The 26,360-nt window shown below is 74.0% G+C and carries 28 protein-coding genes; 14 read left to right on the top strand and 14 right to left on the bottom strand.

From position 1 onward, the window contains the following. Window position 1: 1 nt before the first annotated feature. From ACZ5WG_RS05120 to ACZ5WG_RS05100, 5 genes are all read left to right on the top strand, one after another. Window positions 2-532 (top strand): SRPBCC family protein, encoded by a 531-nt coding sequence (locus ACZ5WG_RS05120; protein ID WP_468720748.1) that lies wholly within the window; start codon window positions 2-4, stop codon window positions 530-532. Between the two features lie 139 nt (window positions 533-671). Continuing rightward, window positions 672-1,406, top strand: a complete 735-nt coding sequence (locus tag ACZ5WG_RS05115) for an SDR family oxidoreductase (RefSeq protein ID WP_468720747.1) — start codon at window positions 672-674, stop codon at window positions 1,404-1,406. A gap of 5 nt (window positions 1,407-1,411) precedes the next feature. Then, a complete protein-coding gene (locus ACZ5WG_RS05110; RefSeq protein ID WP_468720746.1) occupies window positions 1,412-2,071 on the top strand; it encodes a GNAT family N-acetyltransferase in 660 nt (219 codons plus the stop codon). Between the two features lie 72 nt (window positions 2,072-2,143). Next, the gene (locus tag ACZ5WG_RS05105) at window positions 2,144-2,671 is read left to right on the top strand and encodes a hypothetical protein (RefSeq protein ID WP_468720744.1); all 528 of its coding nucleotides are present in this window, start codon (window positions 2,144-2,146) and stop codon (window positions 2,669-2,671) included. A gap of 195 nt (window positions 2,672-2,866) precedes the next feature. Further along, entirely contained in the window at window positions 2,867-3,811 is a 945-nt protein-coding gene (locus ACZ5WG_RS05100) for a class I SAM-dependent methyltransferase (protein ID WP_468720742.1), read from the top strand. A 79-nt stretch (window positions 3,812-3,890) separates the two neighbouring features. On the opposite strand, the gene ACZ5WG_RS05095 is transcribed toward ACZ5WG_RS05100, so the two are convergent. Continuing rightward, complete coding sequence (locus tag ACZ5WG_RS05095) at window positions 3,891-5,390, bottom strand: DEAD/DEAH box helicase (RefSeq protein ID WP_468720740.1); 1,500 nt, start codon at window positions 5,388-5,390, stop codon at window positions 3,891-3,893. Window positions 5,391-5,452: 62 nt separating this feature from the next. Beyond that, window positions 5,453-5,962, bottom strand: a complete 510-nt coding sequence (locus ACZ5WG_RS05090) for a MarR family winged helix-turn-helix transcriptional regulator (RefSeq protein WP_468720739.1) — start codon at window positions 5,960-5,962, stop codon at window positions 5,453-5,455. Between the two features lie 108 nt (window positions 5,963-6,070). Between ACZ5WG_RS05090 and ACZ5WG_RS05085 the strand changes: the two genes are divergently transcribed. Together ACZ5WG_RS05085 and ACZ5WG_RS05080 are read left to right on the top strand one after the other, a co-directional pair. Continuing rightward, window positions 6,071-6,439: an HGxxPAAW family protein gene (locus ACZ5WG_RS05085; protein WP_468720738.1), complete on the top strand. Its 369-nt coding sequence runs from the start codon at window positions 6,071-6,073 to the stop codon at window positions 6,437-6,439. A gap of 124 nt (window positions 6,440-6,563) precedes the next feature. After that, window positions 6,564-6,770, top strand: coding sequence for a cold-shock protein (locus tag ACZ5WG_RS05080; RefSeq protein WP_468720736.1), 207 nt, complete (start codon window positions 6,564-6,566; stop codon window positions 6,768-6,770). Window positions 6,771-6,835: 65 nt separating this feature from the next. Here ACZ5WG_RS05080 and ACZ5WG_RS05075 read toward each other — a convergent pair whose 3' ends face one another. Continuing rightward, complete coding sequence (locus tag ACZ5WG_RS05075; protein WP_468720735.1) at window positions 6,836-7,426, bottom strand: TetR/AcrR family transcriptional regulator; 591 nt, start codon at window positions 7,424-7,426, stop codon at window positions 6,836-6,838. Beyond that, window positions 7,423-7,776 carry a DUF1304 domain-containing protein gene (locus tag ACZ5WG_RS05070; protein WP_468720734.1) on the bottom strand — a complete coding sequence of 118 codons (354 nt, stop codon included), beginning with the start codon at window positions 7,774-7,776 and terminating at the stop codon, window positions 7,423-7,425. Before ACZ5WG_RS05070 ends, ACZ5WG_RS05075 begins: the two co-directional genes overlap by 4 nt. Before the next feature lie 112 nt (window positions 7,777-7,888). On the opposite strand from ACZ5WG_RS05070, the gene ACZ5WG_RS05065 reads away from it, so the two are divergent. Next, the gene (locus ACZ5WG_RS05065; protein WP_468720732.1) at window positions 7,889-8,887 is read left to right on the top strand and encodes a BtrH N-terminal domain-containing protein; all 999 of its coding nucleotides are present in this window, start codon (window positions 7,889-7,891) and stop codon (window positions 8,885-8,887) included. A gap of 47 nt (window positions 8,888-8,934) precedes the next feature. Here the strand turns inward: ACZ5WG_RS05065 and ACZ5WG_RS05060 are convergent, their stop codons facing one another. The 3 genes from ACZ5WG_RS05060 to ACZ5WG_RS05050 form a co-directional block, all read right to left on the bottom strand. After that, window positions 8,935-9,138, bottom strand: coding sequence for a ferredoxin (locus ACZ5WG_RS05060; protein ID WP_030295656.1), 204 nt, complete (start codon window positions 9,136-9,138; stop codon window positions 8,935-8,937). Window positions 9,139-9,143: 5 nt separating this feature from the next. Then, on the bottom strand, window positions 9,144-10,331 hold the full coding sequence (locus ACZ5WG_RS05055) for a cytochrome P450 (RefSeq protein WP_468720731.1): 1,188 nt from the start codon (window positions 10,329-10,331) through the stop codon (window positions 9,144-9,146). A 136-nt stretch (window positions 10,332-10,467) separates the two neighbouring features. After that, on the bottom strand, window positions 10,468-10,806 hold the full coding sequence (locus ACZ5WG_RS05050) for a thioredoxin family protein (RefSeq protein WP_468720730.1): 339 nt from the start codon (window positions 10,804-10,806) through the stop codon (window positions 10,468-10,470). Window positions 10,807-10,986: 180 nt separating this feature from the next. Between ACZ5WG_RS05050 and ACZ5WG_RS05045 the strand changes: the two genes are divergently transcribed. Next, window positions 10,987-11,166: a hypothetical protein gene (locus ACZ5WG_RS05045; RefSeq protein WP_468720729.1), complete on the top strand. Its 180-nt coding sequence runs from the start codon at window positions 10,987-10,989 to the stop codon at window positions 11,164-11,166. A gap of 11 nt (window positions 11,167-11,177) precedes the next feature. Next, window positions 11,178-11,447 carry a hypothetical protein gene (locus ACZ5WG_RS05040; protein ID WP_053790086.1) on the top strand — a complete coding sequence of 90 codons (270 nt, stop codon included), beginning with the start codon at window positions 11,178-11,180 and terminating at the stop codon, window positions 11,445-11,447. 29 nt (window positions 11,448-11,476) lie between these two features. Here the strand turns inward: ACZ5WG_RS05040 and ACZ5WG_RS05035 are convergent, their stop codons facing one another. Then, on the bottom strand, window positions 11,477-11,851 hold the full coding sequence (locus tag ACZ5WG_RS05035; protein ID WP_468720728.1) for a DoxX family protein: 375 nt from the start codon (window positions 11,849-11,851) through the stop codon (window positions 11,477-11,479). A gap of 257 nt (window positions 11,852-12,108) precedes the next feature. Between ACZ5WG_RS05035 and ACZ5WG_RS05030 the strand changes: the two genes are divergently transcribed. Together ACZ5WG_RS05030 and ACZ5WG_RS05025 are read left to right on the top strand one after the other, a co-directional pair. After that, on the top strand, window positions 12,109-12,468 hold the full coding sequence (locus tag ACZ5WG_RS05030) for a YciI family protein (protein ID WP_383511513.1): 360 nt from the start codon (window positions 12,109-12,111) through the stop codon (window positions 12,466-12,468). Window positions 12,469-12,580: 112 nt separating this feature from the next. Continuing rightward, complete coding sequence (locus tag ACZ5WG_RS05025) at window positions 12,581-13,801, top strand: RNA polymerase sigma factor (RefSeq protein WP_468721436.1); 1,221 nt, start codon at window positions 12,581-12,583, stop codon at window positions 13,799-13,801. A gap of 19 nt (window positions 13,802-13,820) precedes the next feature. Here the strand turns inward: ACZ5WG_RS05025 and ACZ5WG_RS05020 are convergent, their stop codons facing one another. From ACZ5WG_RS05020 to ACZ5WG_RS05005, 4 genes are all read right to left on the bottom strand, one after another. Beyond that, window positions 13,821-15,335: a condensation domain-containing protein gene (locus tag ACZ5WG_RS05020; protein WP_468720727.1), complete on the bottom strand. Its 1,515-nt coding sequence runs from the start codon at window positions 15,333-15,335 to the stop codon at window positions 13,821-13,823. Window positions 15,336-15,445: 110 nt separating this feature from the next. Continuing rightward, the gene (locus tag ACZ5WG_RS05015) at window positions 15,446-16,414 is read right to left on the bottom strand and encodes an ABC transporter ATP-binding protein (protein ID WP_468720725.1); all 969 of its coding nucleotides are present in this window, start codon (window positions 16,412-16,414) and stop codon (window positions 15,446-15,448) included. After that, complete coding sequence (locus ACZ5WG_RS05010) at window positions 16,411-19,206, bottom strand: hypothetical protein (RefSeq protein WP_468720723.1); 2,796 nt, start codon at window positions 19,204-19,206, stop codon at window positions 16,411-16,413. The genes ACZ5WG_RS05015 and ACZ5WG_RS05010 overlap by 4 nt, the downstream gene beginning before the upstream one ends. Further along, window positions 19,203-22,499, bottom strand: a complete 3,297-nt coding sequence (locus tag ACZ5WG_RS05005; RefSeq protein ID WP_468720721.1) for an FtsX-like permease family protein — start codon at window positions 22,497-22,499, stop codon at window positions 19,203-19,205. The genes ACZ5WG_RS05010 and ACZ5WG_RS05005 overlap by 4 nt, the downstream gene beginning before the upstream one ends. A 180-nt stretch (window positions 22,500-22,679) precedes the next feature. Here ACZ5WG_RS05005 and ACZ5WG_RS05000 point away from each other — a divergent pair, with 180 nt between their 5' ends. Then, window positions 22,680-23,390: an ABC transporter ATP-binding protein gene (locus ACZ5WG_RS05000; protein WP_468720719.1), complete on the top strand. Its 711-nt coding sequence runs from the start codon at window positions 22,680-22,682 to the stop codon at window positions 23,388-23,390. Between the two features lie 278 nt (window positions 23,391-23,668). Here ACZ5WG_RS05000 and ACZ5WG_RS04995 read toward each other — a convergent pair whose 3' ends face one another. Further along, window positions 23,669-24,556, bottom strand: coding sequence for a LysR family transcriptional regulator (locus tag ACZ5WG_RS04995; RefSeq protein WP_468720717.1), 888 nt, complete (start codon window positions 24,554-24,556; stop codon window positions 23,669-23,671). Between the two features lie 71 nt (window positions 24,557-24,627). Between ACZ5WG_RS04995 and ACZ5WG_RS04990 the strand changes: the two genes are divergently transcribed. Next, a complete protein-coding gene (locus tag ACZ5WG_RS04990; RefSeq protein ID WP_468720715.1) occupies window positions 24,628-25,539 on the top strand; it encodes an NAD-dependent epimerase/dehydratase family protein in 912 nt (303 codons plus the stop codon). A gap of 4 nt (window positions 25,540-25,543) precedes the next feature. On the opposite strand, the gene ACZ5WG_RS04985 is transcribed toward ACZ5WG_RS04990, so the two are convergent. Next, on the bottom strand, window positions 25,544-26,290 hold the full coding sequence (locus ACZ5WG_RS04985) for a GntR family transcriptional regulator (protein ID WP_468720714.1): 747 nt from the start codon (window positions 26,288-26,290) through the stop codon (window positions 25,544-25,546). Window positions 26,291-26,360 lie beyond the last annotated feature (70 nt).

The raw sequence follows: 26,360 nt of genomic DNA, 5'->3' as shown, positions 1-26,360 counted from the left end.
GATGAGCGACAGCGCGATCACCTACACCCTGTACGTCCAGGCCGATCCCGACCGGGTCTGGCAGGCCCTCACCGAGCCCGCCTTCACCCGGCGGTACTGGGGGCTGAGCTTCGAGACCGACTGGGCGGTGGGATCGAGGATGGACTGGGTGGAGCGCGGGGCCCGGACCAGTGATCCCGAGCAGGTGGTCCTCGACTGCGTCCCGAACCGGCGGCTCTCGTACACCTGGCACACCTTCACCCCGCAGTGGGCGGCCTCGGTCGGGATCGCCGAGGAGCTGCGGGCCGCGCTGGCTCAGGAGCGGCGTACGAAGGTGACGTACGAGATCGAACCCGTCGGGGACACGCTCGCGCGGCTGACCATCCTCCACGAGGGCTTCGAACCCGGCGGCAACCTGATCGGCATGTGCAGCCGCGCCTGGCCGATGCTCGCCTCCAGCCTCAAGACCCTGCTGGAGACCGGGGCTCCGCTGCCCGAACCGGGGCACGACCCGGACCAGGGGCGTGGCGGGTACGAGAGCCACGGGGGCTGAGCCCGGGCGCACCGGCGGGGCCCGTGCCGGCGCCGGTCCGCCCGCCCCGCCGTGCCTGCCCCGCCGCCCCGCCCTGCCCGAACAGCCGTACGGCGCACCTGAGATCATGTGTAACGACCAGGGAATCAGGAGCGTTGACATGACCCTCGAACACCACCGCGTCGTCATCACCGCCGCCGGCCGCGACTTCGGGCGTACCCTCGCCCTCCGGTTCGCCGCCCGGGGCGCCGAGGTCCACCTCTCCGCGCGCACCCTCGAAGCCGCCGAACGCGTCCGCGCGGAGATCCTCGCGCAGGGCCACGCCGCCGACCGGGTCCACGCCTTCGCGTGCGACCTCACGGACCCGGCCTCCGTACGGGAGTTCGCCGCCGCGGTGGCCGCCCGCACCGACCGCATCGACGTACTCGTGAACAACGGCTCCCGCTACCAGCACGGCACGGACCTGCTCTCCGCATCCGACGCGGACGTGGTCGACACCCTCGCCTCGGGCGCCACCGGCACCGTCCTCGTCACCAAGGCCTTGCTCCCGCTGCTGCTGAACTCGGACAAGCCGGATATCGTGACGATGGTCTCCGGCTGCGGCGAAACCGGAAACCACCGCTCCGACGCGCACGACGCGTTCTACGCCGCCAAGTCTGCCCAGGCCGGTTTCACCGAGATCCTCTCGCGCCGGCTGCGCGACCGGGGCGTCCGCGTCATCTCCCTCTACCCGCCGGACTTCGACAACCACGATCCGCTGTCCCCGGAGTGGGAGAGCGCCCCGCGCACGGCGAAGGACCCGCTCACCGCCCAGTCGCTGGTGGACTGCATCTTCTTCGCCATCGGCCAGCCCCGCGACTGCTTCATCAAGTCCTTCCGTTTCGAGCAGGTCTGACGGGCGTGGGCCACACCCTCGAGGAGATCCTGGACGCGGCGGCCGTCGGGCGGTTCCCGCCGCCCGACGGCGGCACGACCGTGGTCCCGCAGCCGAGCCCGCGCGACGCCGGCGTCATCGCGTTCACCGCGCACTCCGTGGTGTTCACCGACGAGGACCCGCACTGGGTGCACTCCGCCCTCGGCGCCCTCGAGTGCGACGGCCTCGCGGCCACCATGCACCCGCGCTTCCTCGCCGCCCTGCTCGACCGCACCGGCCGTACCACCGACACCGTCGACCTGCTCACCGTCGCCGCGGCGCTGCCCGGCGACCCGCCGCTGGAGCTGCGGGAGATCGCCGATCCCGACCACCCGCGGGTGCGCCGGGCGCTGCGGCGCCGCGAGGACGTGCGGGTCTGGGCGGCCGACGGGGGAGTGCTCGTCCTCGGCCGCGGCGTGGCCGGGCGCTGGGAGACGGCGATCGAGGTGGACGAGGCCGTCCGCCACCGGGGTCTGGGCCGGGAGCTGGCCCGCGCCGCCCGCCATCTCGTCCCCGACGGCGGCCCGGTCTGGTCCCAGCAGGCCGCGGGCAACGCCCGCAGCATCCGCGCCTTCCAGGCCGCCGGGTTCCGCCCGGTGGGCTCCGAGGCCCTGTTGCTGCCGCAGGTGCAGCAGGAGCCGCGGTGAACGGCGACCCGGGCGCGGGCTGAAGCACCCCTGCGCACCGGTCGTTCACGGCCGTCGTGTGGAATGGGCGGCATGGGGAGAAGTGAGAACCAGATACGCGAGGGGGGCGGCACGGCGCACCGCGCCGAGAGCGCGACCACCACGGCGCCCGACCACTGGCGCTACGCCCGCCACCTCGACGCCCTGGCCGCCGCGGCCGGTACGACGGCCGGGGCCGAGGCGGCCGCCGTGGCCGCCGTGCTGCGCGATCGTGACCCGGTGATGGCCGAGAGTGCGGTGGTCACCCACCTCGACCGCCGCGCCGCCCACCTGCTGACCGACGCAGGATTCCCCGGCTGGGCCCGGGCCATGGGCACCGCGATCGGCGCCCGTGCCTTCCCGGCCCGCCGGCTGCGCGAGTGGACCCTGCTCAAGGCGATCGCCGACGGCGAGCCCTGGTCGCCGGCCGAGCTCACCGCCGCCTCCGACTGGTGCCAGCGCACCGCCGCCCAGTCACTGCCCTCGTACGAGGCCCTCGACCTGCTCGCCGCCACGGCCCGCACGCGCCGCGTGCGCAACACTGCCGCCCAGCGCCTGCACCGCCGCAACATCACGGGCTGAGGCCGCGAGCCCGCCCCGCCCCCGGATACAGCTGGGAAGAAAGGGGCAATCAGGAGCAAGATGGGAAAACAGCCCCAGCGGATTTGTCCGCTCCGCACAGGAGTCTCGTCACACGGCTGTTCGGGGGTTTATGGTCTGCCTACCTGGCCGGGTATCAGCGTTGATCCGATGCCGTTTCACTGGAGGCTGCTCTCCGTGTCGCACGTTTCCCAAGCTCCCGTCACCACCCCCGACGGCGAGCCGGTCCTGCCCGCTCCGACCGAGTACAGCCAGGTCAAGGGTTGGTTCTCGGACTATGACCAGGTGCTGTTCGACTGGTTCCTGACGCGCCAGAGCGATGAAGGGGAAAAACCGGGCGATCTTCTCGAGCTCGGCGCTTTCATGGGGAAGAGCGCGATCTTCCTCGGGGGGTACCTGCGGGAGGGCGAGGAGTTCACCGTCTGCGACCTCTTCGACTCGCCCGCGCCGGACGACTCCAACCTCGCGGAGATGCAGGACTCGTACCCCACGCTCACCCGCCGCGGGTTCGAGACGAACTACCTGGCCTTCCGCGAGGCCCTGCCCACGGTCATCCAGGCACCGACCTTCGTGGTCGCCGACCGGGTGCGCCCGGCGAGCTGCCGCTTCATCCACATCGACGCCTCGCACCTCTACGAGCACGTCGTCCAGGACATCGCGTCCTCGCGCGTGGTGGCGGCTCCGGGCGCCGTGGTCGTCTTCGACGACTACCGCTCCGAACACTGCCCCGGCGTCGCCGCCGCCGTCTGGGGCGCGGTGGCCACCGGCGAGCTGCACCTGATCGCCGTGTCCGCGTCGAAGCTGTACGCGACCTGGGACGACCCGGCTCCCTACCGGTCGGCGCTGCTCACGTGGCTGGAGGGCCGAACGGACCTGTGGCACGGAGTGGACGCCGTGGCCGGCCAGTCCCTGGTCCGCATCGGGGACGAAGGGGCCGTCCCGCCGGCGCCCCCCGCGCCGCTGCGACCGGCGCCCGAGCCCGTCGTGGCGCCCGCGCCGCCCGCGCACCAGCCCGGACCCCGGCCGCGGGCCGGCACCGCCTGGCGCAGGCTGGCCAAGGACCTGCTCCCGCCGGTCGTCACCCGCGCGATCGTGGCCTGGCGGCGCCGCCGCCGCGGCTGACCGGTCGCGCCGCCCGCACGCGCATGCACGTACGGTGCCGGTCCCCGCATCCGGGGGCCGGCACCGTGGGCGTCGGGTCTCAGCCGCCCCGGCGGACTCGGGCCGCGCGGCGCGCCTCGGCGAGCTGCCGGGCCTCCGCGGTCTTGCGGGACTCCTTGCCCGCACCGGGCCGGCCCGGGCGGGTGCCGATCCCGCGGAAGCCGAGGTCCGAGCCCGAGGGCCGGCCCTTGGCGTCGGTCGGTTCGGCGCCCGCCAGCGGCACCCCGGACGGGGGCTTGGCCCCGGTGATCCGGCTCAGCGCGGCCTCGCCGGAGCGGACCTGGGTGGTGGTCGGCCGGATCTTGGCCTCGGCCATCAGCCGGACCATGTCCCGGCGCTGGTTCGGGGTGACCAGGGTGACGACCTTGCCGGACTCGCCGGCGCGGGCGGTACGGCCGCCCCGGTGCAGATAGTCCTTGTGGTCGGCCGGCGGGTCCACGTTCACGACGAGGTCGAGGTCGTCGATGTGGATGCCGCGCGCGGCGACGTTCGTCGCGACGAGGACCGTGACGGCCCCGGTCTTGAACTGGGCGAGCGTGCGCGTGCGCTGCGGCTGCGACTTGCCGCTGTGCAGCCCCTCAGCCCGTACGCCCATGGCCCGCAGGTGCTTCACGAACTGGTCCACGCCGTGCTTGGTGTCCAGGAACATCAGCACCCGGCCCTCGCGCGCCGCGATCTCGGTGGCGGCCGAGTACTTGTCGGCGGAGTGGATGTGCAGCACGTGGTGGTCCATCGTGGTCACCGAGGCCGCCGACGGATCGACGGAGTGGGAGACCGGGTCCTTCAGGTAGCTCCGCACGAGCTGGTCCACATTGCGGTCCAGGGTGGCCGAGAACAGCATCCGCTGCCCGGCGTGGTGCACCTGGTCCAGGATCTCGGTGACCTGCGGCATGAAGCCCATGTCGCACATCTGGTCGGCCTCGTCGAGGACGGTGATCTTCACCCGCTCCAGGTGGACGTCGCGCCGCCCGACCAGGTCGCTGAGGCGCCCGGGGGTGGCCACCACGACCTCGGCGCCGGTGCGCAGCGCGCTCACCTGCCTGCCGATCGACAGCCCGCCGACCACCGTGGCCATCCGCAGGTCCAGGGCCTGTGCGTACGGCGTCAGCGCCTCGGTCACCTGCTGCGCCAGCTCGCGCGTCGGTACGAGGACCAGCGCCAGCGGACGCTTCGGGTCGGCCTTGCGGCCCGCGGTGCGCGCCAGCAGGGCCAGGCCGAAGGCCAGGGTCTTGCCGGAGCCGGTCCGCCCGCGGCCGAGGATGTCCCGGCCGGCCAGGGAGTTGGGGAGCGTGGCCGCCTGGATGGGGAAGGGCTCCGTCACCCCCAGGTCGGTCATCGTCTTCACCAGCTCACGGGGCAGGTCGAGCTCGGAGAACGCCCCCACCGGCGGCAGCGCCGGCTCGACCGTCTTCGGCATCGCGAACTCGCCCTGCAGGGGGGCGGTCCGGGGAGTCTTGCCGCCGGACTTCGCACCGCCCTTGGGGCCTGCCTTGGCTCCGGCCTTGATGCCGAAACGCCCGTGAGCTGACGGGTTCCTCATGCAGAACCTTCCGTGAGACGTGAAAAGAGAAATTTTACCATCGGGGCCGTGGCGTCACGGGACTACGGAGTCACGGGACCGGGAGCCACGGCGCCGAGCTGCCCGGACCGCACCTCGGCGAGGTGGGTGGTCATCTCGGCCGTCGCCCGCGAGAACCAGTCGGCGATGACGGCGATCTCGTCGGGGGAGTACTCGGCGAACACCGCGCCGAGCCGGGCGTAGAAGGGCTCGTACACCGCGAAGACCCGGGCGGCGGCCGCCGGGTCGGCGACCACGCGCACCCGGCGCCGGTCCGCGGGATCCGGCTGCCGGCGGGCGTATCCGGCCCGCTCCAGACGGTTGAGCACCCCGGTGACGGCCCCGGTGGTCAGGTTCGTCAGCTCGGCGAGGTCGCCCGCGCCCAGCGGGGTGTCCCCGGCTCCCAGGATGTGACCCAGGCAGGTCAGGTCGGTGACGTTCAGCCCCAGCAGCTGAGCCACTTCCTGCTGGCCGATGAGACCGAGCGCGACGTACCGGTCCATGCGCGACAGCGCCTCCGCGGGCGTGGCCGCGGGGCGGGACTTGCCCTGCACGCAGATACTCCTTAGCATCTAAGTAACTTAGCTCGTGAGATGCTTATCTTGCTCACTAAGGCATCTCGCCCTTCGAGCCTACTGCCGCCCGTCCGTCTGGGGAGAATCATGAGCGCGCACGGAGACGTCGACCTCGGCCACACCGTCGCCGGCTGGACCGGCACCGCCCTGGCCCTGCTCGGCTGCACCGGAGCCGGGGTTGCCGTGTGCGCGGCCTGGACCCCCGGCATCTGGCTCGGCCTCGGCCTCGTCGCCGCGGCCGGAGTCGTCACCTGGGTCCTGCACCTCGCCGGCTGGGGCAAGCCCAGCGGCCCCCGCCCCCGCGCCGACTGGGACTGGCGCACCCGGGACACCGTCGCCCGGACCGGGCATGAGCGGTGCCTGGGCTGCCGGGTGAGCGGACCGCGGCGCGCCGCCGCGGCAGCCCCTCGGCCCTTGCCCGCCGAGCTGTCACCCGCGGTGGACGGCGGTGTGTGAACGAAAGTTCGATACGTCCCCGGTTGGCCGCGCCTGGGGTGTGGCGTGCGGGACGGGCGGGCAGGATGGAGACGGCTGCACCGCACGTGCGGTCCGCGTGGAACGTTGAGAAGGATCCGTACTGATGGCAACAGGCATCGTGAAGTGGTTCAACTCGGAGAAGGGGTTCGGCTTCATCCAGCAGGACGACGGCGGCCCCGACGTGTTCGTGCACTTCTCCGCCATCCAGGGCACCGGCTTCAAGGAGCTTCAGGAGAACGAGAAGGTCGAGTACGACGTCACCCAGGGCCCCAAAGGCCCGCAGGCGGAGAATGTGAATCCCCTTCGGTGACGCCATTTCACGAGCCCAGCCCGTGACGTGAGCCCCGCCGGTCGGTCCGGCGGGGCTCATGGCTGTCATGGGGCGGGCGGCCCGGAGCCCGCGCGGTGCAGGGCCAGCAGTAGCGGCCAGACGTGGTCCGCCAGCTCCGCCGGGGAGCCCGGAACGCTGTCGTGCAGCCAGTCGGCGAGGATCCCGGTGAAGGTGGCGGCCACCGCCGAGGCCACCAGGTCGGCGTGCGGGGCGCCGGCCGCCGTCCGTTCGGCGCGCGCGCGGGCGCGCAGCTCCCGGTGGAGCCGCTCGCCGAGCGGGCCGCCGCCGCCCGGCAGGAGCAGGGTGCGGTAGAGGTCCGCATGCCCGGCGGCGTCGGTGAGGAAGCCGGCGAGCGCGGCCGGGGGCCGGACCGGGGCCCGCGCTCCGGGCTCCGTCTGCCAGGCGTGCAGGGCGTCGACCGCCGCGTGCACCACATCGGCGCACGCGTCGACGGCCAGCGCCGGGAGGTCCTCGTAGTGCAGGTAGAACGTGGCGCGGCCGACCCCGGCCCGGCGGACCACCGCCGAGACGCTGACCTCGCCGAGCGGCCGGTCCGCGCACTCGGCGAGCAGGCTCTCGCGCAGCCGGGCCTTGGTGCGGGCGGTCCGCGGGTCCTCGGGGCTCACGGGGCTCACGCGGCCAGCAGCGCCGCGCCCAGGGCGAGCGCGCCGGGCAGGGCCTGGGCGATCAGGATGCGGCGATTGGCGGTCGCGGCCCCGTACACCCCGGCGACGATCACGCAGGCGAGGAAGAAGATCTGCGTGGCGAGCGAGTCGATGACCAGCGACCAGACCAGGCCGGCGGCCAGGAAGCCGTTGTAGAGGCCCTGGTTGGCGGCGAGCGGTGCGGTGCGGCGGGCGAGGTCCTCGTCGAACCCGGACAGGGCCCGGCCGGGCGGACGCTGCCACAGGAACATCTCCAGGACCAGGAAGTACACGTGCAGTGCGGCGACGACACCGATGAGGACCTGAGCGACCGTGTGCACGGCCACCTCCGTTTCGCGGGCTGTTGGGCAGGCGCCGGCGGGCGACTTCCTGGACAACTGTACAGGAAGTCGGGTGTGCGGTCACCCGAACGGGCGCGGCTACGCTGACCGCATGACCCCCCTCGTCTATTCGGACTTCGGCACCGGCCGCCACCGTGAGGCCTCGCTCATCCGCCACGCCCTCGGGAGCGTCCACGACGAGGTGCTGGTCGCGGGCCTCGCGGGCGGGATCGGCTTCATGTACTTCGTCTTCGAGTACGCGGGCCACCCGCCGATGCCGACGATCGTCGCCCAGGCCCACCCCCAGCCCTGGGTGCAGACGGCTCTGGGCCGGCTGCACGTCCCGTACGAGGCCACGCGCAGCGCCAAACCCCGCTGGGGGCGGGTGTGCGCCGCCCTCGACGAAGGGCGTCCGGTGTTCTGCACGGTCGACCGGTCCCGGCTGCCCTGGCACGAAGGTGTTCCGGAGATGGCGGGCGCGGATCCGTACACCGTGGTCGTGGCGGGCTACGAGGGCGCCGAGGGCGAGACCCTGTACGTCGAGGACGGGGCCGGCGTCCCGTACCGGATCGGCCGGGAGGAGTTCGGCGCCGCCTGGACGGGGCACCGCAAGGGCCACCACCAGATGGTGGTGCCCACCGGGCCGGCCACCGCCGAACCGGACCTCGACGAGGCCGTCGCCACCACCGCCGCCCGGCTCACCGGGCCGGTGCTCGGCAACCAGTTCGACGTCAACTTCGGCTTCTCCGGCATGGCGAAGTTCGCCACGCAGCTGCGGGACACCAGTACCAAGACGGGCTGGGAGCGGCGGTTCGCCAGCCCGGAGGCGTTCCGGGTGGGCACCGGGCGGCTGTACGCCTGCCTGGAGCAGGAGTGGACCGCCCCCGGCGCCACCCGGCCGCTGTACGCCGACTTCCTCGACCTCGCCGGGCGGCCGGCGGCGGCCTCGCTCCTGCGGGACTCCGCCCGGCACTGGTCGGAGCTGGCGGGCCTGGCCCGTACGGCCGACCCCGACTCCGACGCCGGGCGGCGGCGGGACCTCTTCGACGCGTGCGCCGGCCTGGTGGACCGCTCGCTGGACCTGGAGCGCCGGGCCGTCGCCCTGCTCTGAGCCGTACGGGCCCCCGCGAAGGGGTTGCGCTGCTCCGCCTGCGCCGGTTACTCCTCCTGGATCCGGATGGCGGCGACCGGGCAGGCGCGGGCGGCCTCGCGCAGCAGCGGGCTGCCGTTGCCGTCCTCCCGGCCCGGGAGCAACTGGCTGAAGCCGTCGTCGTCCTGGGTGAACACGTCAGGGGCGGTCAGGGCGCACTGCCCGGCGCCGATGCAGACGGCCGTGTCGATGTCGATGCGCTGTGGCGACATGCCTCTCACCATGCCACGGGGAGTTCGACCATGCCCTGGATGGTGTCGCCGGGCCGGAACGGGATCCGGTCCGGTTCGGCCGCCAGCCGGAGCCCCGGCAGCCGCGCGAACAGCGTCCCCAGGGCGATCTCCATCTCGGCGCGGGCCAGGTTCTGCCCGAGGCACTGGTGGACGCCGAAGCCGAACCCGACGTGGTGCCGGGCGGGCCGGTGCCAGTCCAGCGCGTCGGGCTCCTCGAACACCGCCGCGTCCCGGTTGATGACGGAGGTGGAGAAGATCACCCCGTCGTCCGCACGGACCGTCACCCCGCCGATCTCGATGTCCTCCGTCGCCACCCGCAGCATCCCGTCCGCGATGGACAGGAAGCGCATCAGCTCCTCCACGGCCACCGAGATCAGCGAGGGGTCGGCGCGCAGCTCGGCCAGCTGCTCCGGGTGTCGCAACAGGGTGAACGTACCGAGCGAGATCATGTTCGCCGTGGTCTCGTGGCCCGCGATCAGCAGGATCGCCGCCAGCGAGACCAGCTCGTCGATGTCGGTCTCACCGGTCTCCAGGCGCCGCTCTACGAGCTCGTCCAGCAGCCCGTCGCCCCGGTTCGTCCGCTTGTGTTCGATCAGACCGGCCAGGTATCCGTTGATCCGGGACCGCGCGTCCTCCACGTCGGCGAGCTCCGGTCCGCGAAGCAGCCGCCGGGACTGCGCCTCGAAGAACTCGTGGTCCTCGTACGGGACTCCGAGCAGGGCGCAGATCACCATCGACGGCACGGGCAGGGCGAAGGCGCTGACCAGCTCGGCCTCCGGCCCCCTGGCGATCATGTCGTCGATCAGCCGGTCCACGGTCTGCCGGATCGCCGGCCGCAGGGCCGCCGTCCGCTTCAGGGTGAAGCTCGGGATGAGCATCCGGCGCTGGGTGTTGTGCACGGGGTCGTCGACGCCGAGCAGGGCCGTGCGGCGGTTCTGCAGGCCCTTGAACCGCTTCGTGGGGGCGGGGAAGGACTCGTTCTGCCGGTCGGCCGACAGTCGTCCGTCGGAGAGCAGGGCGCGCGCCTCGGCGTGCCCGGTGACCACCCAGACCGAGCGGCCGTCGAAAAGGGTGACCCGGGAGAGCGGCCGGCCCTCGCGGAGGGGTTGGTAGGCGGCCGGCGGGTGGTAGGGGCAGTTTCGGTCCTGAGGGAAGGCAACGGTCTCTGACATGCAGCACCTCGTAAGCATGGTTCTGTGTGTCCGTCTCACCGGAACCCATTACATGCCCTAGGCACCTATCTGACCTATGCCAGTTTCGGCCAGATAGCCCACTTTGGCCCGCCCGGCCGGGTGGCCGCCCAGCCGCTCAGAGGTGGGCGTCCAGGAACTCCCGGAGCTCCGCGCGGTTCATCGCGCCGGCCCGGCTCGCCACCGCCTCGCCGTCCTTGACGAGGACGACGGTGGGCGCGGCGGCCACGCCGAAGCGCCTGGTCGGCCCGGGGCAGCGGGTCATGTCGGTGCGGACGGCCGTCAGCCGCGTGCCGTACTCCTCGGCCGTCTCGGCCACGAGCGCGTCCATCGCCCGGCAGGCCTCCAGGGCCTTGGGCCAGGTCCCGATGAAGTAGGCGAGAACCGGCCCCTCCGTCATGCCGAGGATGAAGTCGAACTCCTGGTTCTCCAGCGGCTGGTGTACCCGACGTGCCATGCGTGCTGCTCCTGCTCCGTGTGCCGAGTGACCGTGGGCGGTCGGACCCATCATCGCGGTTGCGGCCGCCGGGTCCCGGTCCGGGCCCGGTTCCGTGTCCGGAACCCACCGGAACCTGATGGGCCGGCTCGACGGCACCGCCGACGGCCGGCCGCGCCGCGCACCGACGACGGCGCGACGATGCCGAGGCGCCGCCGGCCGCACCAGGACGGCCTGGGCCCCGACGGGACGCCGGACGCGGGCCTGCACTTCGTCGCCTGGCAGGCCGACCCGCAGGCCGTCCCCCGTACGGGCTTCGTCCCCGTCCGGCAGCTGGCCGGCTCCCGCCAGCGCCGGGCTCGTTGTCAGTGGTGCCTGTGAAGCTGGGCGGTATGGACGACAGGATGCTCCGGCGCCGGGTCTACGGCGCCGACCACGACGATCCCGACCCCGGCCCGCGCCCCGGCCATGTCTACGGCGAACTCGTGGGCGGCCCCCTCGACGGGCTCCTCCTGGACATCACGGGCTGGAGCCCGCCCCAACTCGCCGAAGAGGCCCGGCTCCCCACCGAGATAGGGCGCTACGGAGCCGGTGGCCGCGCCCACTACCGCCGCCGCGCGGCCGACCCGGACCACTGGGACTGGTCGGGCGACAGCCGTTGACCCCGGCCGGTGATCCCGGTGGCGGGGCGTCAGCCGGCGGCGCCCCGGCTCACGTTCCGGGCCCACAGGACCAGCGGGAGCTGAAGCGGCAGCCGGGCGATCGTCACGGCCTGCACGGCGGGGGAGCGGCGGCGGGCGTCGACGGCCATCTTCACGTTCGCGGGGAACACCCCGACGAAGAACGCCGCCGCGGCCAGCGCCGCGACCCGGCGGGTCCGCGGATGGGCGACACCGGCGGCGAGCGCCAGCTCGGCCGCGCCGCTCGCGTACGTCCACTGCCGCGGGGTGCCGGGCAGAGAGCTCGGGATGGTCGCGTCGAACTGCTTCGGCGCGACCGCGTGCGCAACGCCCGCAGCGGCCAGGAGGCCGGCGAGCAGCAGAGGGGAAGAAGGGGTGCGCGGCATCGAATGTCCTCTCGAAGGGCCGGAGGCCGCGATCCTACTTGTGGGTAGGAGCGGCTGGGGCCTGATCCACCCGACAACCCCGCGGCAAGACGGAAAGTGGGGCACCGGTCCCGGGTGCGGAGTGTCGCTGCCGGAGCTGAGCGGCGTCCGGAAGATTCTTTGAAGAATTTCCGGGGAGCTGTCGATCCGGGCGTCTCCCGTTCGACGCAGGAGTGAGAGGCGGGGGAAGTCCCCGCCCGACCGACCGAGGAGTCACCGTGCCGCGTTTCCTTTCCATGATCCGTATCGACGAGCAGGCCCTTCCCGCCGACACCGAGTTCCCGCCCGAGTTCGGGCAGCGGATGGGCGCACTGATGGAGGAGATCACCAAGGCCGGGGTGATGCTGGACACCGCCGGGCTGCTCCCGACCTCAGAGGGGACCCGGGTGACCTGGTCCGGCGGCAAGCTGAGCTACACCGACGGGCCCTTCACCGAGACCAAGGAGGTCGTCGGCGGCTACGCCATCCTGCAGGCCAAGGACAAGGCCGAGGCGCTGGAGTGGACCAAGCGGTTCCTGGAGATCCACCCCGTGGAGTGGACGGTCGGCGCCGAGCTGCGCCAGATCGACGGGGGCTGACGCGCGGCGACCGCGAGCCGGCCACCCGCGAGCAGCGCCGCGACCGCGCCGCGAGCCGCGCCGCGTTTGCCCTGCCCCGTCACGGCTGCTCTGATGGGTGGCCGTGACGGCAGTGAGTGCGACCCAGGCGGTCGAAGCGGTGTTCCGGATCGAGTCGGCGCGGATCATCGCCGGTGTCGCGCGCATCGTGCGCGACCTCGGCATCGCCGAGGAGATCGCCCAGGACGCGCTGGTCGCCGCCCTGGAACAGTGGCCGGAGTCGGGTGTCCCGGACAGGCCGGGCGCCTGGCTCACGGCCACCGCCAAACACCGCGCGATCGACCTCGTCCGCCGCAAGGAGACGTACGCCCGCAAGCTCGCCGAGGTCGGCCGGACCCTGGAGGACGTACCGCCGCCCGCCGAGCCGTCGGCCCCGGACGACATCGACGACGACCTGCTGCGGCTGATCTTCACCGCCTGCCATCCCGTCCTGGCCACCGAGGCCCGGATCGCGCTCACCCTGCGCCTGATGGGCGGACTGACCACGCAGGAGATCGCCCGCGCCTTCCTGGCCTCGGAGCCGGCCGTCGCCCAGCGCATCGTCCGGGCGAAGCGGGCGCTCGCCAAGGCGGACGTGCCCTTCGAGGTCCCGTACGGAGCCGACCGCGAAGAGCGGCTCGCCTCGGTCCTCGAGGTCATCTACCTGATCTTCAACGAGGGCTATTCGGCAACCGCCGGCGACGACCTCGTCCGCCCCGCCCTGTGCGAGGACGCCCTCCGCCTGGCCCGGGTGCTGGCCGCCCTGATGCCCAAGGAGCCCGAGGTGCACGGACTGGCGGCGCTGCTGGAGTTCCAGGCCTCCCGGATCTCCGCCCGCACCGGCCCCGACGGCGAGCCCGTGCTGCTCGCCGACCAGAACCGGGCCAAGTGGAACCGGATGCTGATCCGCCGCGGCGCCCTGGCGATGCAGCACGCGGGGAGCGGCCCGTACTCCGTCCAGGCGGCGATCGCCGGCTGCCACGCGGAGGCGGTCCGCTACGAGGACACGGACTGGGCGACGATCGCCACCCTCTACGGACGGCTCGTCGAGCTGGTCCCGTCACCGGTCGTGGAACTCAACCGGGCGGTCGCCGTCTCGATGGCGGAAGGCCCGGAAGCGGCGCTCCCGCTGGTCGACGCCCTGGCCGAGGAACCGGCCCTGCGCGCCTACCACCTGCTGCCGAGCGTACGGGGCGACCTGCTGGAGCGGCTGGGCCGCAGGGAGGAGGCCCGGGCGGAGTTCGAGCGCGCCGCCTCGCTCACGCGCAATGCACGGGAACGGGCGCTGCTGCTGGGGCGTGCCGCCCGCGCGTGAACACGGGCGGCCGACGTCGTCAGGAGCGGCGGGCGTACGGGGCCGCGTCGAGCGGGGTGCCGACGGCGCGGCGCGGCGAGGTCAGCGCGATCGGCCGGCGGAACGCGCCGTGCCGGGCGATCTCCCGGACCGTCTGACGCAGCGCCTCCTGGAAGTCGTCCATGGTGCGGCGTGCGGCGGCGGTGTCCACGTAGAGCGAGTTCATGTGCAGGCCGTCGGCGTCCCGCTGGAACCATGAGCAGGCGCCGTTGGCGCGCGCCGACCACACGTGTGAGGTCGGCCGCCAGTCCTCGTGCCGATCCGCGCCGGGACACTTGCGGACGTCGATGTACGAGAAGAAGTTCACCGGGTACGGCCACGAACGGGCGGCGAACTCGGTGGGCGCCAGCAGCTGCCAGGCCCGGACGAACGGCACGTCGATGTGTTCCATCATCTCGCCGAACCCGGTCCGGACCGCCGCGATGACCTGGGCGAAGTCCCGGCCGGGCGAGGCGTCGAACTCGATGGGCAGGGTGTTGACGAACCAGCCCACCGAGTTCGCCCAGCCGCCCCGGCCGCGCTCGCTCAGCGGCATGAAGCCCCGGTACACGCCCGGCCCGCCGGCCTCGCGCAGACAGACCGCCACCGCGGCGAGAACCCCCATGAACGGCTTGCCGTCGACGGCCCGGCAGGCCTTCTCGAACACCTCGGCCTCGCCGGCGTCCAGCAGCGTCGAGGCCTCGTTGACGATCGGGTACATCCGGTCCGGCTCCACGCCGAGTTCGAGCGGGAACCGGGGGAAGAACTCGCCGCCGCCGCGTGCCATGAACGACTTCCAGTAGCCGAGGCGTTCGTCGTCGGCGTCGATGGAGAGGTAGCGGCGGCGCTGCTCCTCGGCGAAGTCGAGGTAGCTCGGCGCGGGCGGCAGATCGATGTCCTCGCCGCGAAGCAGCGCCTCGTACGCGTTCTGCACCTCCTGGACGACGATCGGCATCGACAGGCCGTCGCAGACGATGTGGTCGAAGGCCAGGTAGACGGTCGCCGAGTCCTCGCGCAGGACGGCGCCCATCGTGAACAGCGGCCAGGAGAGGGTGTCGATGCTGCGCGTGAACCGCTCGGCGAGGAAGCCGCGCAGGGCCTCGGAGGAGTCGAAGGCGGCCACGGGAGCGGTGTCGAGGGCGAGTTCGCCCGCGTCGATCGGCTCGCACGCCAATTCGCCCGCGAGGCGCCGGAACTCGCACCGCAGCACCTCGTGCCGGCGTACGAAGGCCAGCAGGGCCCGGGTCAGGGCCTGTTCGTCGAGCGCACCCGCGACCTCGAAGGTGACCGCGACCCAGGACGCCACGGGATCGTCGGCGCCGCGGCTCTCCTCGGCGACGGTGAAGTGCTTGTCCTGGTTGAACGAAGCTCTCCTGCCCGCCGCATCGCTCGCTGCACCCCCCGGGGCGTCGCCCGCGCCGTCGGCGTCCGCCGCCGCCCCGGCCGTGGACCGCAACCGCCACTCGACGACCCGTCCGGGTGCCATGTGGTGCATCTCCAGAGGAAACTGCCGCATTCCGTCATCCCTTCGCCCCCAGAGTCAACCCCGACCCCTAACGACACCCGCCCCACGGAAGTGACGCCCACCAGTTCGTCCACCGGTCGTGGCAGTGCGCCTGAGCCGGCTCAGGCCTCCGGGTCCTGCGCGGAGTCGGGGCGGATCTCGATGTGGTCCGGAGCCAGGTCGACCGCCACGCGGTGTTCCATGCCCAGGGCCTCCAGGAACTTGTACGGGAGCTGCACGCGGCCGGTCCGGTCCAGCATCACGTACTCGCGCTCGCTCACCGACTCCGCGCCGTGCTCGTCCGTGACCGTGCGGCGCAGCACCTCGCTGCTGGTGCGGCCGTCGCGGATGGCCACCGTACGGCGGACCTCGCCCGCGACGAGCGGGTCGTGCGTCACGATGACGACCGTGGCGCCGAGCTCCCTGTTCACGGTGCGGAACGCCTCGAAGATCGCGGCGCCGGTCTCGGAGTCGAGCTCGCCGGTGGGCTCGTCCGCGAGGAGGACCGGCGGGTTGTTGGCCATCGCGACGGCGACGGCCACGCGCTGCTGCTCGCCGCCGGACAGCTGGGCGGGGCGGCGGTGGGCGAGGTGGCCGATCCCGAGGGCTTCGAGGAGCTCCGCGACCCGGGCGGCATGGCGTTTCGCCGCACCACGCCCCGTACGCCCGTTCAACTGCAGTGGCACCGCAATGTTCTGAGCTGCCGTCAGGAACGGCAGGAGGTTGCGGGCGGTCTGCTGCCAGACGAAGCCCACCGCCTCGCGGCGGTAGCGCAGGGTGTCCTTCGCGGACATCTCCAGCAGGTTGTAGCCGCCGACGCTCGCGGTGCCCGCGGTGGGCACGTCCAGGCCCGCCAGGATGTTGAGCAGGGTGGACTTGCCGCTGCCGGAGGCACCCACGAGGGCCACCAGATCGCCCTGGGCGACGGTCAGTTCCAGCCCCTGCAGGGCCTGTACCTCGATGCCGTCGCTGCTGAAGATCCGGACCAGGCGGTCGCAGGCGATGGCCGTGTCCGCCCCGATGCTCCGGGGCTCGGCGGCGGCCAGGGCCTGCCGGCGCAGCTCTTCGTAGGTCGGCTGGTCGCTGTTCAACGCTGCTCTCCCGCTCTCAACTCGGTGGTGATCTGGCGCCGCCCGGTCACGGCCGCCTCGGCGAGCACGGCCGCCGCGACCAGGCCGGCCAGGATCAGGGCCTGTGCCAGCACCGGCCACACGGCCGGCCGTACGCCGGTGTGCGCACGCGAGCCGACCAGCGCGGACAGGTCCACGGCCGGCCCCAGCAGGGCCACGGCGGCCGCCGCGACCAGCGCACCGCCCAGCGCGGCGGCCAGGGTCTGGGGCAGCGCCTCGGTCAGGATCAACGCCACGCCCTGCCGGGGACGCAGGCCCATGGTCCGCAACCGCGCGAGCAGCGCGGCCCGTTCGGGTGCGGCCCGGACCATGGTGAGCAGGACGGCGAGCAGGGCGAGGCCCCCCGCGCCGGCCACCGACGCCCAGAAGAGCCGGGCCGCCGCGCGTCCCAAGGGGTCGCGCGCCAGCCTGGCGTTCTCCTCGGCGCTGGTGTGCACGGCCCAGCCATCGAAGGTGGGGCTCCGGGGCGCGGCGCGGACCAGCTCGTCCAGCGCGGCCTTGTCCGGGGAGCCGAGGGCGAACCACCGGGTCGCGTGGGTCGTCTGGGCGACCGCCGCCGTGGCCGGGCCGGCCGGCAGGACGAGGAAGGAGCCGCCGACGCCCGGCAGGGCGGGCGTGCCCTCGACCACTCCCGCCCCCTTCACCGGCAACGATCCGGCGTTGTCGAGGCGGAGCTCGTGCGGGCCGGAGCCGGCCAGCCGGGCGAAGTCGCGACTGAACAGGGCGGGTACGGGAGCTCCGGCCCCGCCGCCCGCCAGCCGGGCCGGGTCGAACTCGCCCCACCCCACGGCCCGGGCCAGCTTCGCGTACGTCACCGGATCGGCGACGACCACCCGCACCTTGGTGGAACCCTGCTCGGTGCCGAAGACGAACGCGTCGTCGTCCGTCCACACGGGTACGGACAGCCGTACCCCGGGCAGTGCGGCGGCGGCCTCGAGGAAGGACTCCGGCAGGATCTCCCCGTACGGCGGGGTGACCTGCACGTCGCCGCCCACGTTCAACCGTGCCGCCTCGGTCCTGGCGCTGTCCACGGTGGCGAGGACGGCGGCCCCGAAGCCGCCCGTGGTGATCGCGAGCAGCAGGGCGACCACCGGCAGTACCGAGGGGCGGCGCCGGCCGCCGGTGCCGCGCGCGGCCCGGGCCAGCCCGAGGAAGCCGATCAGCCCGGACCGCCGTCCGGCGAGCCAGGCCAGGGCTCCGACGAGGGCGGGTGCGAGCCGTGCCAGGACCAGGCCGCCGCACAGGGCGAGCAGCAGCGGGGCGGCGACCAGCAGCGGATCCACGCCCGCCCCGGCCGGGGCGACCCCGCGCAGCCGGACCTCGAACACGGCCGCGGCGGTCGCGACGAGGACGAGCAGCTCGCCGGCCAGCCGGCGCCCAGGGCGCGGGCCGCGCCGTGCGGACAGCACCACGGCGGCCCGTACGGGGAAGGCGAGCAGCGCGAACAGCGTGGCGGCCGATGCGGCGAGCAGGGTGGCCGTCCACCGCGGGGCCGGCAGCAGCAGTACGGCCAGCACGGTCGCCAGCGCGGCGGCCGGCAGGACGGTGACCGTGCCCTCGCCGAGCAGGCGGAGCAGGATGCCGCGGCGGGACCCGCCGCGGGCGTGCAGCAGCCGCAGCTCGGCCTCGCGCCGGTCCCCGGTGAGCGCGCCGGCCAGACAGAACACCACCACGGCCACCCCGGCGACCCCCGCCGGGCCGATCGCGGCCAGCGGCGCGGCAGCCGCCTCCCGGGCCCGGGCCTGGGTGAACAGCGCGGGCAGCCCGGAACTGATCCGCAGCCTGGGCCGGCCGGTGGCCTGCGCCAGGTCGGTGGCGGTCCGGCCGGCCGTATACGCCGCGATCCGGTGCCCGACGGTGGTCAGTTGGTCGGCCCGGAGCGCGTCCGTGTCCACCGGGAGCCGCCAGAACTCCTCGGCCTGCCCGCCCCACGCGCCGAGCCGGCCGAGCGCGTCCGGCCCGACGAGGGCGGCGGCCTCCCAGTACATCTCCGGCAGCGCCTTGCGGGTGTACCGCTGGCAGGCGTGCGTGGGGCAGGGCAGGTCGGTCCAGAAGACGTCCGCCTCGTCGTGCGCGGCGTAGAGGCCGACCACCTCGGCACTCATGCCGTCGGATGTGCCGGAGGAGCCCCGCAGTACCGTGCCGACCTTCACACCGAGGGTCTGGGCAGTCTGTTGCGGCAGCGCGACGGGGACCGGGCCGTCGGAGGTCCCGCCGCCCGGCCAGCGCCCCTCCACGAGGCGTACGTGCTCCTCGGCCCCGTGTACGTGCATCAGCTGGAGAATCGGCGAGACGCCCTCGGGGCGGGCCAGTCCGGGATTGTCGAGGGAGCGCGGCTTGACGCCCCGGGCGCCGTACACCGGCCCGCTCGGCGCGATGCCGTATCCGGGGCCGGTCCGGGCGAGCAGGGCGGCCAGCGCCGTGTCCAGGCCCTCCGGGCTCTGCGGCCCGTCCTGCGCGGGGGAGGTGACCAGCACGCTCGCCGCGCTCGCGCCGCGGTCGTGCAGGAAGGAGCGCAGCCCCTGATCGGCGCCGCGGTCCATGGCGCGCGGCAGGGCGGCCGACAGAAGCACGGTGACGAAGGCCAGCGCGGCGGCGAGCAGGGCGGTCAGGGGCGCCGCACGCAGCCGGGTACGCACCCAGGGCGCCGGGCGGATGCCGGACCCGGGCGGGGTGCCGGGCCGGGCGCCGGGCGCGGTGCCGGGCGGGGACTCGGGTGCCGTGCCGGCGTCCGGCGTGGCCGGGCTGGTCATATCTCCTCCACGTACCGCAGCCGGGCGGCCACATCTCGGTCACGTCGGCCGCCGGCCAGGGCCGACAGCAGCGGCAGCACGGCGATCGCGACGGCCAGCAGCAGCGTCCGGCCGTCCGGCAGATCCACCACGACCGGCGGCACCGGCCGGCGGCCGGCCGGTGTCAGCACCATCAGCGGCACGACCAGGTGCACGATCGCGGCGCCCAGCCCCACACCCACGGCAGTGCCGAGGCCGACCAGGACCAGACTCTCGGCGGCCGCCGTGCGGGCCAGGCTCCGCCGGGGCGCACCGAGCGCCGACAGCACGGTGAACTCCCGGGTCCGCTCGCGCGCGGCGGCCGCGGACGAGGCTGCGAAGCCGATCGCGGCCAGGACGGCACACGCGACGGCGAGGGCGGCCAGCGCGCTCTGCGGGCCCGCGCTCAGCGGATCGTCGAGCAGTTCGGCGGCCACCTCCTCGCGCAGCTGTACCTTCTGCAGGCCGGCGCCGGAGCGCAGTTCGGCGGCCGCCCGGGCGGGGCGCGGATCGTCGGCGGAGGCCGCCGGGAGCCACCATTCGGTGGGCGGTGGGAGCGCCCGCCCGTTCTCGGCCGCGAACAGCCGGCCCAGGGCGGCCAGATCGACGGCCAGCGCGGTGTCTCCGGCCACGGGCAGGGAACTCACGGCCGCGGTCACCCGGACCCGCAGGGTCGAGTCGCCGAACCGGACGGGGATCGTATCGCCCACCTTCGCTCCCACGGCGCCGAGGTAGCCGGGCGTGGCGACGCCGGGGAGCTCGCGGGCGGCCGGCGGCAGGCCGGCCGGGGTCAGCGTGACGCTGACGCCGCCCAGGGCGTCGGGCCCGCCGCGGTAGCTCATCCGCAGCAGCTCCGAGCCGTCGGTGGCGCCGGGCAACTGCACGGCGGCGGCTCCGTCCTTGAAGGCCGGCGCCGACAGCTTCCAGCCGGCCGGCGCGGACGGGGGGAGGGGGACGGCTGCGCCGACCGCCGTGTCGGAGACGGAGATCCGGCGGACGGCCAGCTCTCCGGCGGACGGCCGGAACTCCCCGGGTTCCGGCATCAGGGCGGAGTATCCGACCGTCATGCCGACGAGGGTCAGCGGAGCGGCGGCCGACCCGATGGGGGCGTCGGTCAGGGCGCCCAGATGCGCGGAGAGGGTGGCCTCGCCGTCGGCGGGGATCGCCATCGCCGGTGTCCGGAAGGTGAGGCCGAACCGGTCGCGCAGCAGCAGCGAGATGCCGGGGTTGCCGCCTTGCTGCCCGTGCAGCGTCACGTCGACGTCGATCCGTACGGGTGCGCCGGGCAGCGCGATGCCGCTCGTGCCCGGGGCGCCGCTCGTACCCGGGGTGCCCGCGTCGGCGGCGAGCGGGGCGAACAGTTCGGCCATCGGGCGCCCGTCCCGCAGATCGGTTCGCAGCGGTACCCGTTCCGCCACGGCCTTGGCGTCCAGCGCGAGCAACTCCGCGGGAGTACCGCCCACCAGTTCCTGCTGCTCGCGGATCACCGGGATCACCCGCTCGCCGCCGGGCAGCGCCGAGTACCGGCCGCCCTGGCCCATGGCCGACAGGTCGGCGCCGGAGATCCGCAGCCCGCCCGCGGTGGCGAACTCGGCCTGGTCGCGCTGGGAGGAGGACCACGCGCTGTGCTGGCCGAGGGCCAGGACCCCGCTCGAGACGGCGAGGACGAGGAGCAGCACCGGCCCGGTGGAGCGACCGGGCCGCCGGGCGAGCTGCCAGCCGACCAGCGCCGGGCCGAGGCCGCGCCCGCGCGCCGCCAGCCGCCCGCCCAGCCGGGCGGCGGCGAACGGCAGCACTCGCAGCACCAGCAGGGTGCCGGCGCACAGCGCGAGGCTCGGCGCGGCGACCAGCACGGGGTCGATGCCCAGGGCGCCGGACGCGCCGGAGCCCCCGGGCCGGCCCGCCCCGTGCCCGGCGTCGTTGTACCGGGACAGCTGCTGGTAGGCGAGGACGGCCAGCGCCACCAGCGCCAGGTCCGCCCCGGAACGGGTGGCGCGCGAGGTGAGCAGCTGCCGGCCGCGCGTACGGCGCAGGGCCGCGGCCGCCGCACCGCGCAGTACGGCGGGCAGTGCGGTCAGCAGGACACAGGCGAGGGCGCAGCCCGCCGCGACCGGCCACAGCAGCCAGGTCCCGGAGCTGTCCAGCGGCACCCGTGACAGCGGGCCGAAACCGGCGAGCAGCCGCAGCAGCGGAGGGGTGAGCAGAGGAGCGAGGACGGCGGCCGGCAGCGCGAGCAGCAGGCCTTCCGCCGCGGTGAGGGCTCCGAGGCGGCGCCGGGAGGCCCCGCGTGCGGCGAGCAGCAGGCGCTCGGTCTCCTGCCGGCCCGTCAGGAGGTGGGAGACGAGCAGCAGTGCGGCGGCGGCCAGGAGGGTGAGCTGCAGTGCGCCGACCAGCAGCGTGGACCGGGCGACGAGCAGCCCGGAATCCAGTTCGCCGAGCAGCTGCGGCAGTTCGGTCTTGGCACGGAGCCCCGAGGCGCCGGCGAGGACCTCCGCCGCACCGGCGGCGCGGGCCCGGATCGCCCGGGCCTCGGCGACACGGGCGGTGGCGAAGTCGGCGGTGAGGAGGGAGTCGCGGCTGTTCTGCACGAGCCCGCCGGCGCCGAAGACGGTGTCGTCCACGAGCAGCGGTCCGTACGTGGTGAAACCGCCGACCTGGAACTCCCGGCCGCCGAGCGGGTCGAGCCGCCAGTACGCGGCGTCGGGGTCGGCCGCGCGGTACACGCCCGTGATCACCACGGTGAGCGGGGCGCCGCCGTACCGGTCGTCGAGGCGCACTTCGGCGGGGAGCGCGCTCTGCGCCAGCCCGAGCCGGGTCAGGGCCGCCTGCGGGACGGCCGCCTGCACCCGGCCGCCCGGCGTGGCGGCCGGCTCGGGCCACTGCCCGGAGACCAGGCGTACGCGGTCCCGTGCGAGGGCCGCGAGCAGGGTCAGGTCGGCGTCCCGGCCGGGGGCGCGTACGCCGGGCAGCCCGTACGAGCGGCTGCGCGCCACGCTCTCGACGGTGACCGGCAGCCGGCCGAACACCTCGTCGGAGAAGGCCCGTACGGCCTCGTCGTCATTGCCGCGCGCGGCCGCCGGATGCTCGCCGGTGACCAGGACGGTGGTCCGGGTCTGGCCCGGTGCCTGGAGCGCCCGGCGTAGCCCGGCCTCGCCCACGCTGCGGTTGAACGCGAGCAGTGCGGTCAGCACGGTGGTAGTGATCAGTACGGTCAGCAGTACGGCGGCGGCGAGCGGCAGCCGCCCTCTGAGCCGGCGCACGACGAAGCCGAGCATGTGCCGTTTTCCTCCCCCATCCGGACCGTCGGTACCGGATAGCGGACGATGCTGTCAGATTCGAATGCAGAGTGGAAGAGACCGGAAGGGACTTGCGCGAATGATGTGACGGATGAGCAAATTCGAAAGGGCGGGATGTCAGACGGTGTCCGCCGGGCCGATTCCAGGGGGATCCAGACCATGACGCAGCATCAGAACGGCACGTCAGCAGCCATGGTGGCGGTACAGGACCTCCACCGGAGCTTCGGCAGCGGACCCCGGGCCGTCCACGCGCTGCGCGGGGTGTCGTTCGAGATTCGCCGCGGCGAACTCACCGCGCTCAAGGGCCGCTCCGGCTCCGGCAAGACCACCGTGCTCAATCTGGTCGGCGGCCTCGACACCCCGACCGGCGGCACGGTCACGCTCGACGGCACCGATCTCGCCGGGCTGGACGAGGCCGCACTGCTCGCCCTGCGCCGCGACCGGATCGGCTTCGTCTTCCAGTCCTTCGGGCTGATCCCCGTACTGACCGCCCTCGAGAACGTCGGCATCCCGATGCGGATGCGCAAGGTGCCGGCGCAGCAGCGCGAGGAGCGCGCCCGTACCCTGCTGGCCCTGGTGGGGCTGGCCGGCCACATGGACCAGCGCCCCGGCGAGCTGTCCGGCGGCCAGCAGCAGCGGGTCGCCGTCGCCCGCGCCCTGGCCAACGAGCCCGCGCTGATCATCGCGGACGAGCCAACCGGCCAGCTCGACTCCGAGACCGGCCGCTCGATCATGCAGCTGCTGCGCGCGGTGGTGCGCAGCGAGGGCGTCACCGTCCTGGTCGCCACCCACGACCAGAACCTCATCGAACTCGCCGACCGCGTGGTGGAGTTGCGCGACGGCCGGATCGTCGACGGACCGGGCGCCTGAGCGGCGGGCCGAGCCCGCATCAGGGCGCGCGGAACTGCTGCGGGCGGGCTACGCGTTCCGGAGGTGCCGACCGGCACCGGTTCGCGAGGGGGACACCGATGATGCCCCGCCGCACTGTCGCTCAGCACGCCTGCACGGCCGCCGTGACCGCCGCCGGGCGCGGAGCAGGGGTTCGCCGGTCGCGGGGTTCCCGGCCACCTCGGACCGGACCGCCGGAATCGGGTCCTCGGCAAGCCGTGCGTCGTCCGGGTCCGGGGCCGCACGCGCGAGGGGCCCGCTCACCGCTCCACCGCCGCCTCGGCCAGAGCAGCCGTCAGCGCCTCCGCGTACGGGTGCGGGCGCCGCCGGCGCGGGGTGACCACCCCGATGTGGCGGGCGGGGCGCGGCGGTTCGACCCGTACGACCGCGAGCGAGGCCGCGGGGGACAGCGACACGTGCGGGATCAGCGCGACCCCGACACCCGCGGCGACCAGGGTCTGCGCGAAGAAGTAGTCGGTGGTGGAGGCCGCCACCCGGAGGTCGAAGCCGGCGAGCCCCGCGTACCGGCGCAGGAACGCCTCCGTCTTCAGACAGCCGAGCACCCAGCGGTCGGCGGCCAGTTCGGCGAGGCCGAGAGAGGCGCGGTCGGCGAGCCGGTGCTCGCGCGGCAGCACCAGCCACAGCGGATCGTCCATCAGCGGCGTCCAGCGGAGCCCGTCCCGCAGCGGCAGCGGACCGTCGAAGTGATAGGTCAGGGCGAGGTCGGCGCCGCCACTGCGCACCAACGGCACCGCGTCCTCCGGTTCGGCCTCCCGTACGGTCAGCTCGACATCGGGGTGCGCGGCCACGAACCGGGCCAGCGCTGCGGGCAGCAGATGACGGCCGCCGCTGGTGAACGTGGCGACCGTCAGCCGGGGCCGCTGCGCCGTCAGCCGGTCGATCTCGTGGCGGACCTGGTCCAGCTCGGCGGAGATCGTCTCCGCCGCCTCCACCAGCAGCCGCCCGGGCTCGGTCAGGGTGACCCCGCGGGTGCTGCGCACCGCCACCGGGTGGCCCAGGCTCCGCTCCAGCAGGGCGATGTGCTGGGAGACGGCCGACGGGGTCAGCCGCAGTGCCCCGGCCGCCTTGTTGAAGCTGCCGTGTTCGGCGACGGCGCGCAGGATGCGCAGCCGCTGCACATCGATCATCAGTTTTCCTTCATACCCGTTCAGCAGGTGATCGGTTCTGCTGGGGACGATACAGCGGCAAAGTCGAAGCCATGCAGAAGATTCTCGTGATCGGCGGAAGCCGGTACTTCGGAAAGCACCTGGTCACCCTCCTGCGCGATGCGGGCGACGAGGTCACCGTCCTCAACCGCGGCTCCGCCGCCCCGCCGCCCGGCGTGAGCCGTCTCGTCGCCGACCGCGACGACGCGGCGCAGTTGCTCGCCGCCCTGGGAGCGCGCACCTTCGACACCGTCGTCGACCAGGTCTGCTACACGCCGCTGCAGGCCGCCGTCGCCCGCCGGGTCTTCGCGGGCCGGACCGCGCGGTACGTGATGACCTCCACGATGGAGGTGTACGACCCCGCGCCGCCCACCCCCGAGGCCCGCGCCTACGCAGAGGGCAAGCGGCACGCCGAGGCCGTCTTCCTCGGTGCACCGGAGACCGGCGGCCCGGAAACCGGCGTCCTGGAGACCGGCGGCCCCGAGGGTGGCGATCCCCATGCCCGCGGCCCCGCGCCCTTCGGCTTCGCCGCCGTACGGACCGCGCACGTCCTCGGCGGCGGCCGGGAGGAGTTCACCGGGCGTCTCGCGCACTACGTCGGGCGGATCGCCGCCGGAACCCCTGTGGACGTCCACGCAGCCCCGTACGCCACCTCCTTCATCCACCACCGGGAGATCGCCCGCTTCCTGCAGTGGGCGGCCGGGCAGTCCTTCACCGGCGCGGTCGACGCCGCCTCCCACGAAGCGCTCGACGTCCTCGGGCTGTGCGGGCTCGTCGCCGACCGGGTCGGCCGGCCCGCGCGCCACCATGTCGTCGAACAGGGCGCCCCCGCCTCGCCGTTCTCCTTCGACCGCGCCTACGCCCTGGACAACAGCCGGGCCGCCGGCCTGGGTTTCGGATTCGGCCGCGTTGCGGACTGGCTGCCCGGAGCGATCACCGAGGAGCTCGCCGAGGCGGCCCGCTGACCGCTCACCCGTCGCCCGTACGGCGCTCCAAGGGTGTGGCTACTGCCGAGTTGCTCACACTGAACGTGACGCTGCCCGCGCGGTAGCGGTCGTCCGTCCACTCGATCGGGCGGCCGGTTGCGGTGGCGGAAACATGCCTCTGGCGCAGCAGCGGGCTCCCGCGCCGGATCTCCAGGAGCCGGGCGTCCTCGCTGCCGGCCGGAAGGGCGTCGATGAGGTGCTCGCCGTAGTGGGCGACGATTCCGGAGTCGTTCGCGAGGGCGTCCATCACCGAGCGGACGTCGTCCGCCATCGCCTCGACCGCGGCCGCGACCCAGTCGGCGTAGGCGGTCCGCTCCACCATGGTGGGCTCCCCGTCGAGGAGCCGCAGCCGCACCACGTACAGGATGGCGGTGCCCGGCGCGAGCGCGAGCCGCTCCGCCTCCTCGGCGGTGGCCGGCCGGCGGGTCCGGGAGAGGAAGCGGCTGGACACCTCCTGGCCGAGCCCCTCGGCCCACTGGGCGAAGCTGTTCAGTTCGCCGAAGCTGTGCCGGCGCTCCTGGCGCAGAACGATCCTCCGGGCGCCCTGCCGGGAACCGATCAGCCCCTCCGCGGCGAGCGTGGCCACCGCCTGCCGGACGGTCCCGCGCGAGGCGGACCAGCGTGCGGCCAGATCGCTCTCCGAGGGCAGCTGGGCGCCCACCGCGTACTCGCCGGACAGGATCGCCGTACGCAGTGCCTCGGCGATCTCCAGATACCGGACCGTGCCCATTCCGTGCCGCCCCCTTGCTGTCGAACCTGCCGACGACGGTATCCCGAAGTGCCCGCCGGCCTAGGCCTCG

Source organism: Streptomyces sp. NPDC032745 (assembly GCF_055579465.1).
Note: the sequence above shows the minus strand (reverse complement) of the source record. Positions and strands in the feature narration are given on the sequence as shown.

What these genes read in the sequence shown, in the direction of transcription:
- ACZ5WG_RS05120 (WP_468720748.1), top strand. Translation starts at nt 2, where the DNA reads ATGAGCGACAGCGCGATCACCTACACCCTGTACGTCCAGGCCGATCCC.
- ACZ5WG_RS05115 (WP_468720747.1), top strand. Translation starts at nt 672, where the DNA reads ATGACCCTCGAACACCACCGCGTCGTCATCACCGCCGCCGGCCGCGAC.
- ACZ5WG_RS05105 (WP_468720744.1), top strand. Translation starts at nt 2,144, where the DNA reads ATGGGGAGAAGTGAGAACCAGATACGCGAGGGGGGCGGCACGGCGCAC.
- ACZ5WG_RS05095 (WP_468720740.1), bottom strand. Translation starts at nt 5,390, where the DNA reads ATGAGGAACCCGTCAGCTCACGGGCGTTTCGGCATCAAGGCCGGAGCC.
- ACZ5WG_RS05085 (WP_468720738.1), top strand. Translation starts at nt 6,071, where the DNA reads ATGAGCGCGCACGGAGACGTCGACCTCGGCCACACCGTCGCCGGCTGG.
- ACZ5WG_RS05080 (WP_468720736.1), top strand. Translation starts at nt 6,564, where the DNA reads ATGGCAACAGGCATCGTGAAGTGGTTCAACTCGGAGAAGGGGTTCGGC.
- ACZ5WG_RS05065 (WP_468720732.1), top strand. Translation starts at nt 7,889, where the DNA reads ATGACCCCCCTCGTCTATTCGGACTTCGGCACCGGCCGCCACCGTGAG.
- ACZ5WG_RS05060 (WP_030295656.1), bottom strand. Translation starts at nt 9,138, where the DNA reads ATGTCGCCACAGCGCATCGACATCGACACGGCCGTCTGCATCGGCGCC.
- ACZ5WG_RS05055 (WP_468720731.1), bottom strand. Translation starts at nt 10,331, where the DNA reads ATGTCAGAGACCGTTGCCTTCCCTCAGGACCGAAACTGCCCCTACCAC.
- ACZ5WG_RS05050 (WP_468720730.1), bottom strand. Translation starts at nt 10,806, where the DNA reads ATGGCACGTCGGGTACACCAGCCGCTGGAGAACCAGGAGTTCGACTTC.
- ACZ5WG_RS05045 (WP_468720729.1), top strand. Translation starts at nt 10,987, where the DNA reads ATGCCGAGGCGCCGCCGGCCGCACCAGGACGGCCTGGGCCCCGACGGG.
- ACZ5WG_RS05040 (WP_053790086.1), top strand. Translation starts at nt 11,178, where the DNA reads ATGGACGACAGGATGCTCCGGCGCCGGGTCTACGGCGCCGACCACGAC.
- ACZ5WG_RS05035 (WP_468720728.1), bottom strand. Translation starts at nt 11,851, where the DNA reads ATGCCGCGCACCCCTTCTTCCCCTCTGCTGCTCGCCGGCCTCCTGGCC.
- ACZ5WG_RS05020 (WP_468720727.1), bottom strand. Translation starts at nt 15,335, where the DNA reads ATGCGGCAGTTTCCTCTGGAGATGCACCACATGGCACCCGGACGGGTC.
- ACZ5WG_RS05010 (WP_468720723.1), bottom strand. Translation starts at nt 19,206, where the DNA reads ATGACCAGCCCGGCCACGCCGGACGCCGGCACGGCACCCGAGTCCCCG.
- ACZ5WG_RS05005 (WP_468720721.1), bottom strand. Translation starts at nt 22,499, where the DNA reads ATGCTCGGCTTCGTCGTGCGCCGGCTCAGAGGGCGGCTGCCGCTCGCC.
- ACZ5WG_RS05000 (WP_468720719.1), top strand. Translation starts at nt 22,680, where the DNA reads ATGACGCAGCATCAGAACGGCACGTCAGCAGCCATGGTGGCGGTACAG.
- ACZ5WG_RS04995 (WP_468720717.1), bottom strand. Translation starts at nt 24,556, where the DNA reads ATGATCGATGTGCAGCGGCTGCGCATCCTGCGCGCCGTCGCCGAACAC.
- ACZ5WG_RS04990 (WP_468720715.1), top strand. Translation starts at nt 24,628, where the DNA reads ATGCAGAAGATTCTCGTGATCGGCGGAAGCCGGTACTTCGGAAAGCAC.
- ACZ5WG_RS04985 (WP_468720714.1), bottom strand. Translation starts at nt 26,290, where the DNA reads ATGGGCACGGTCCGGTATCTGGAGATCGCCGAGGCACTGCGTACGGCG.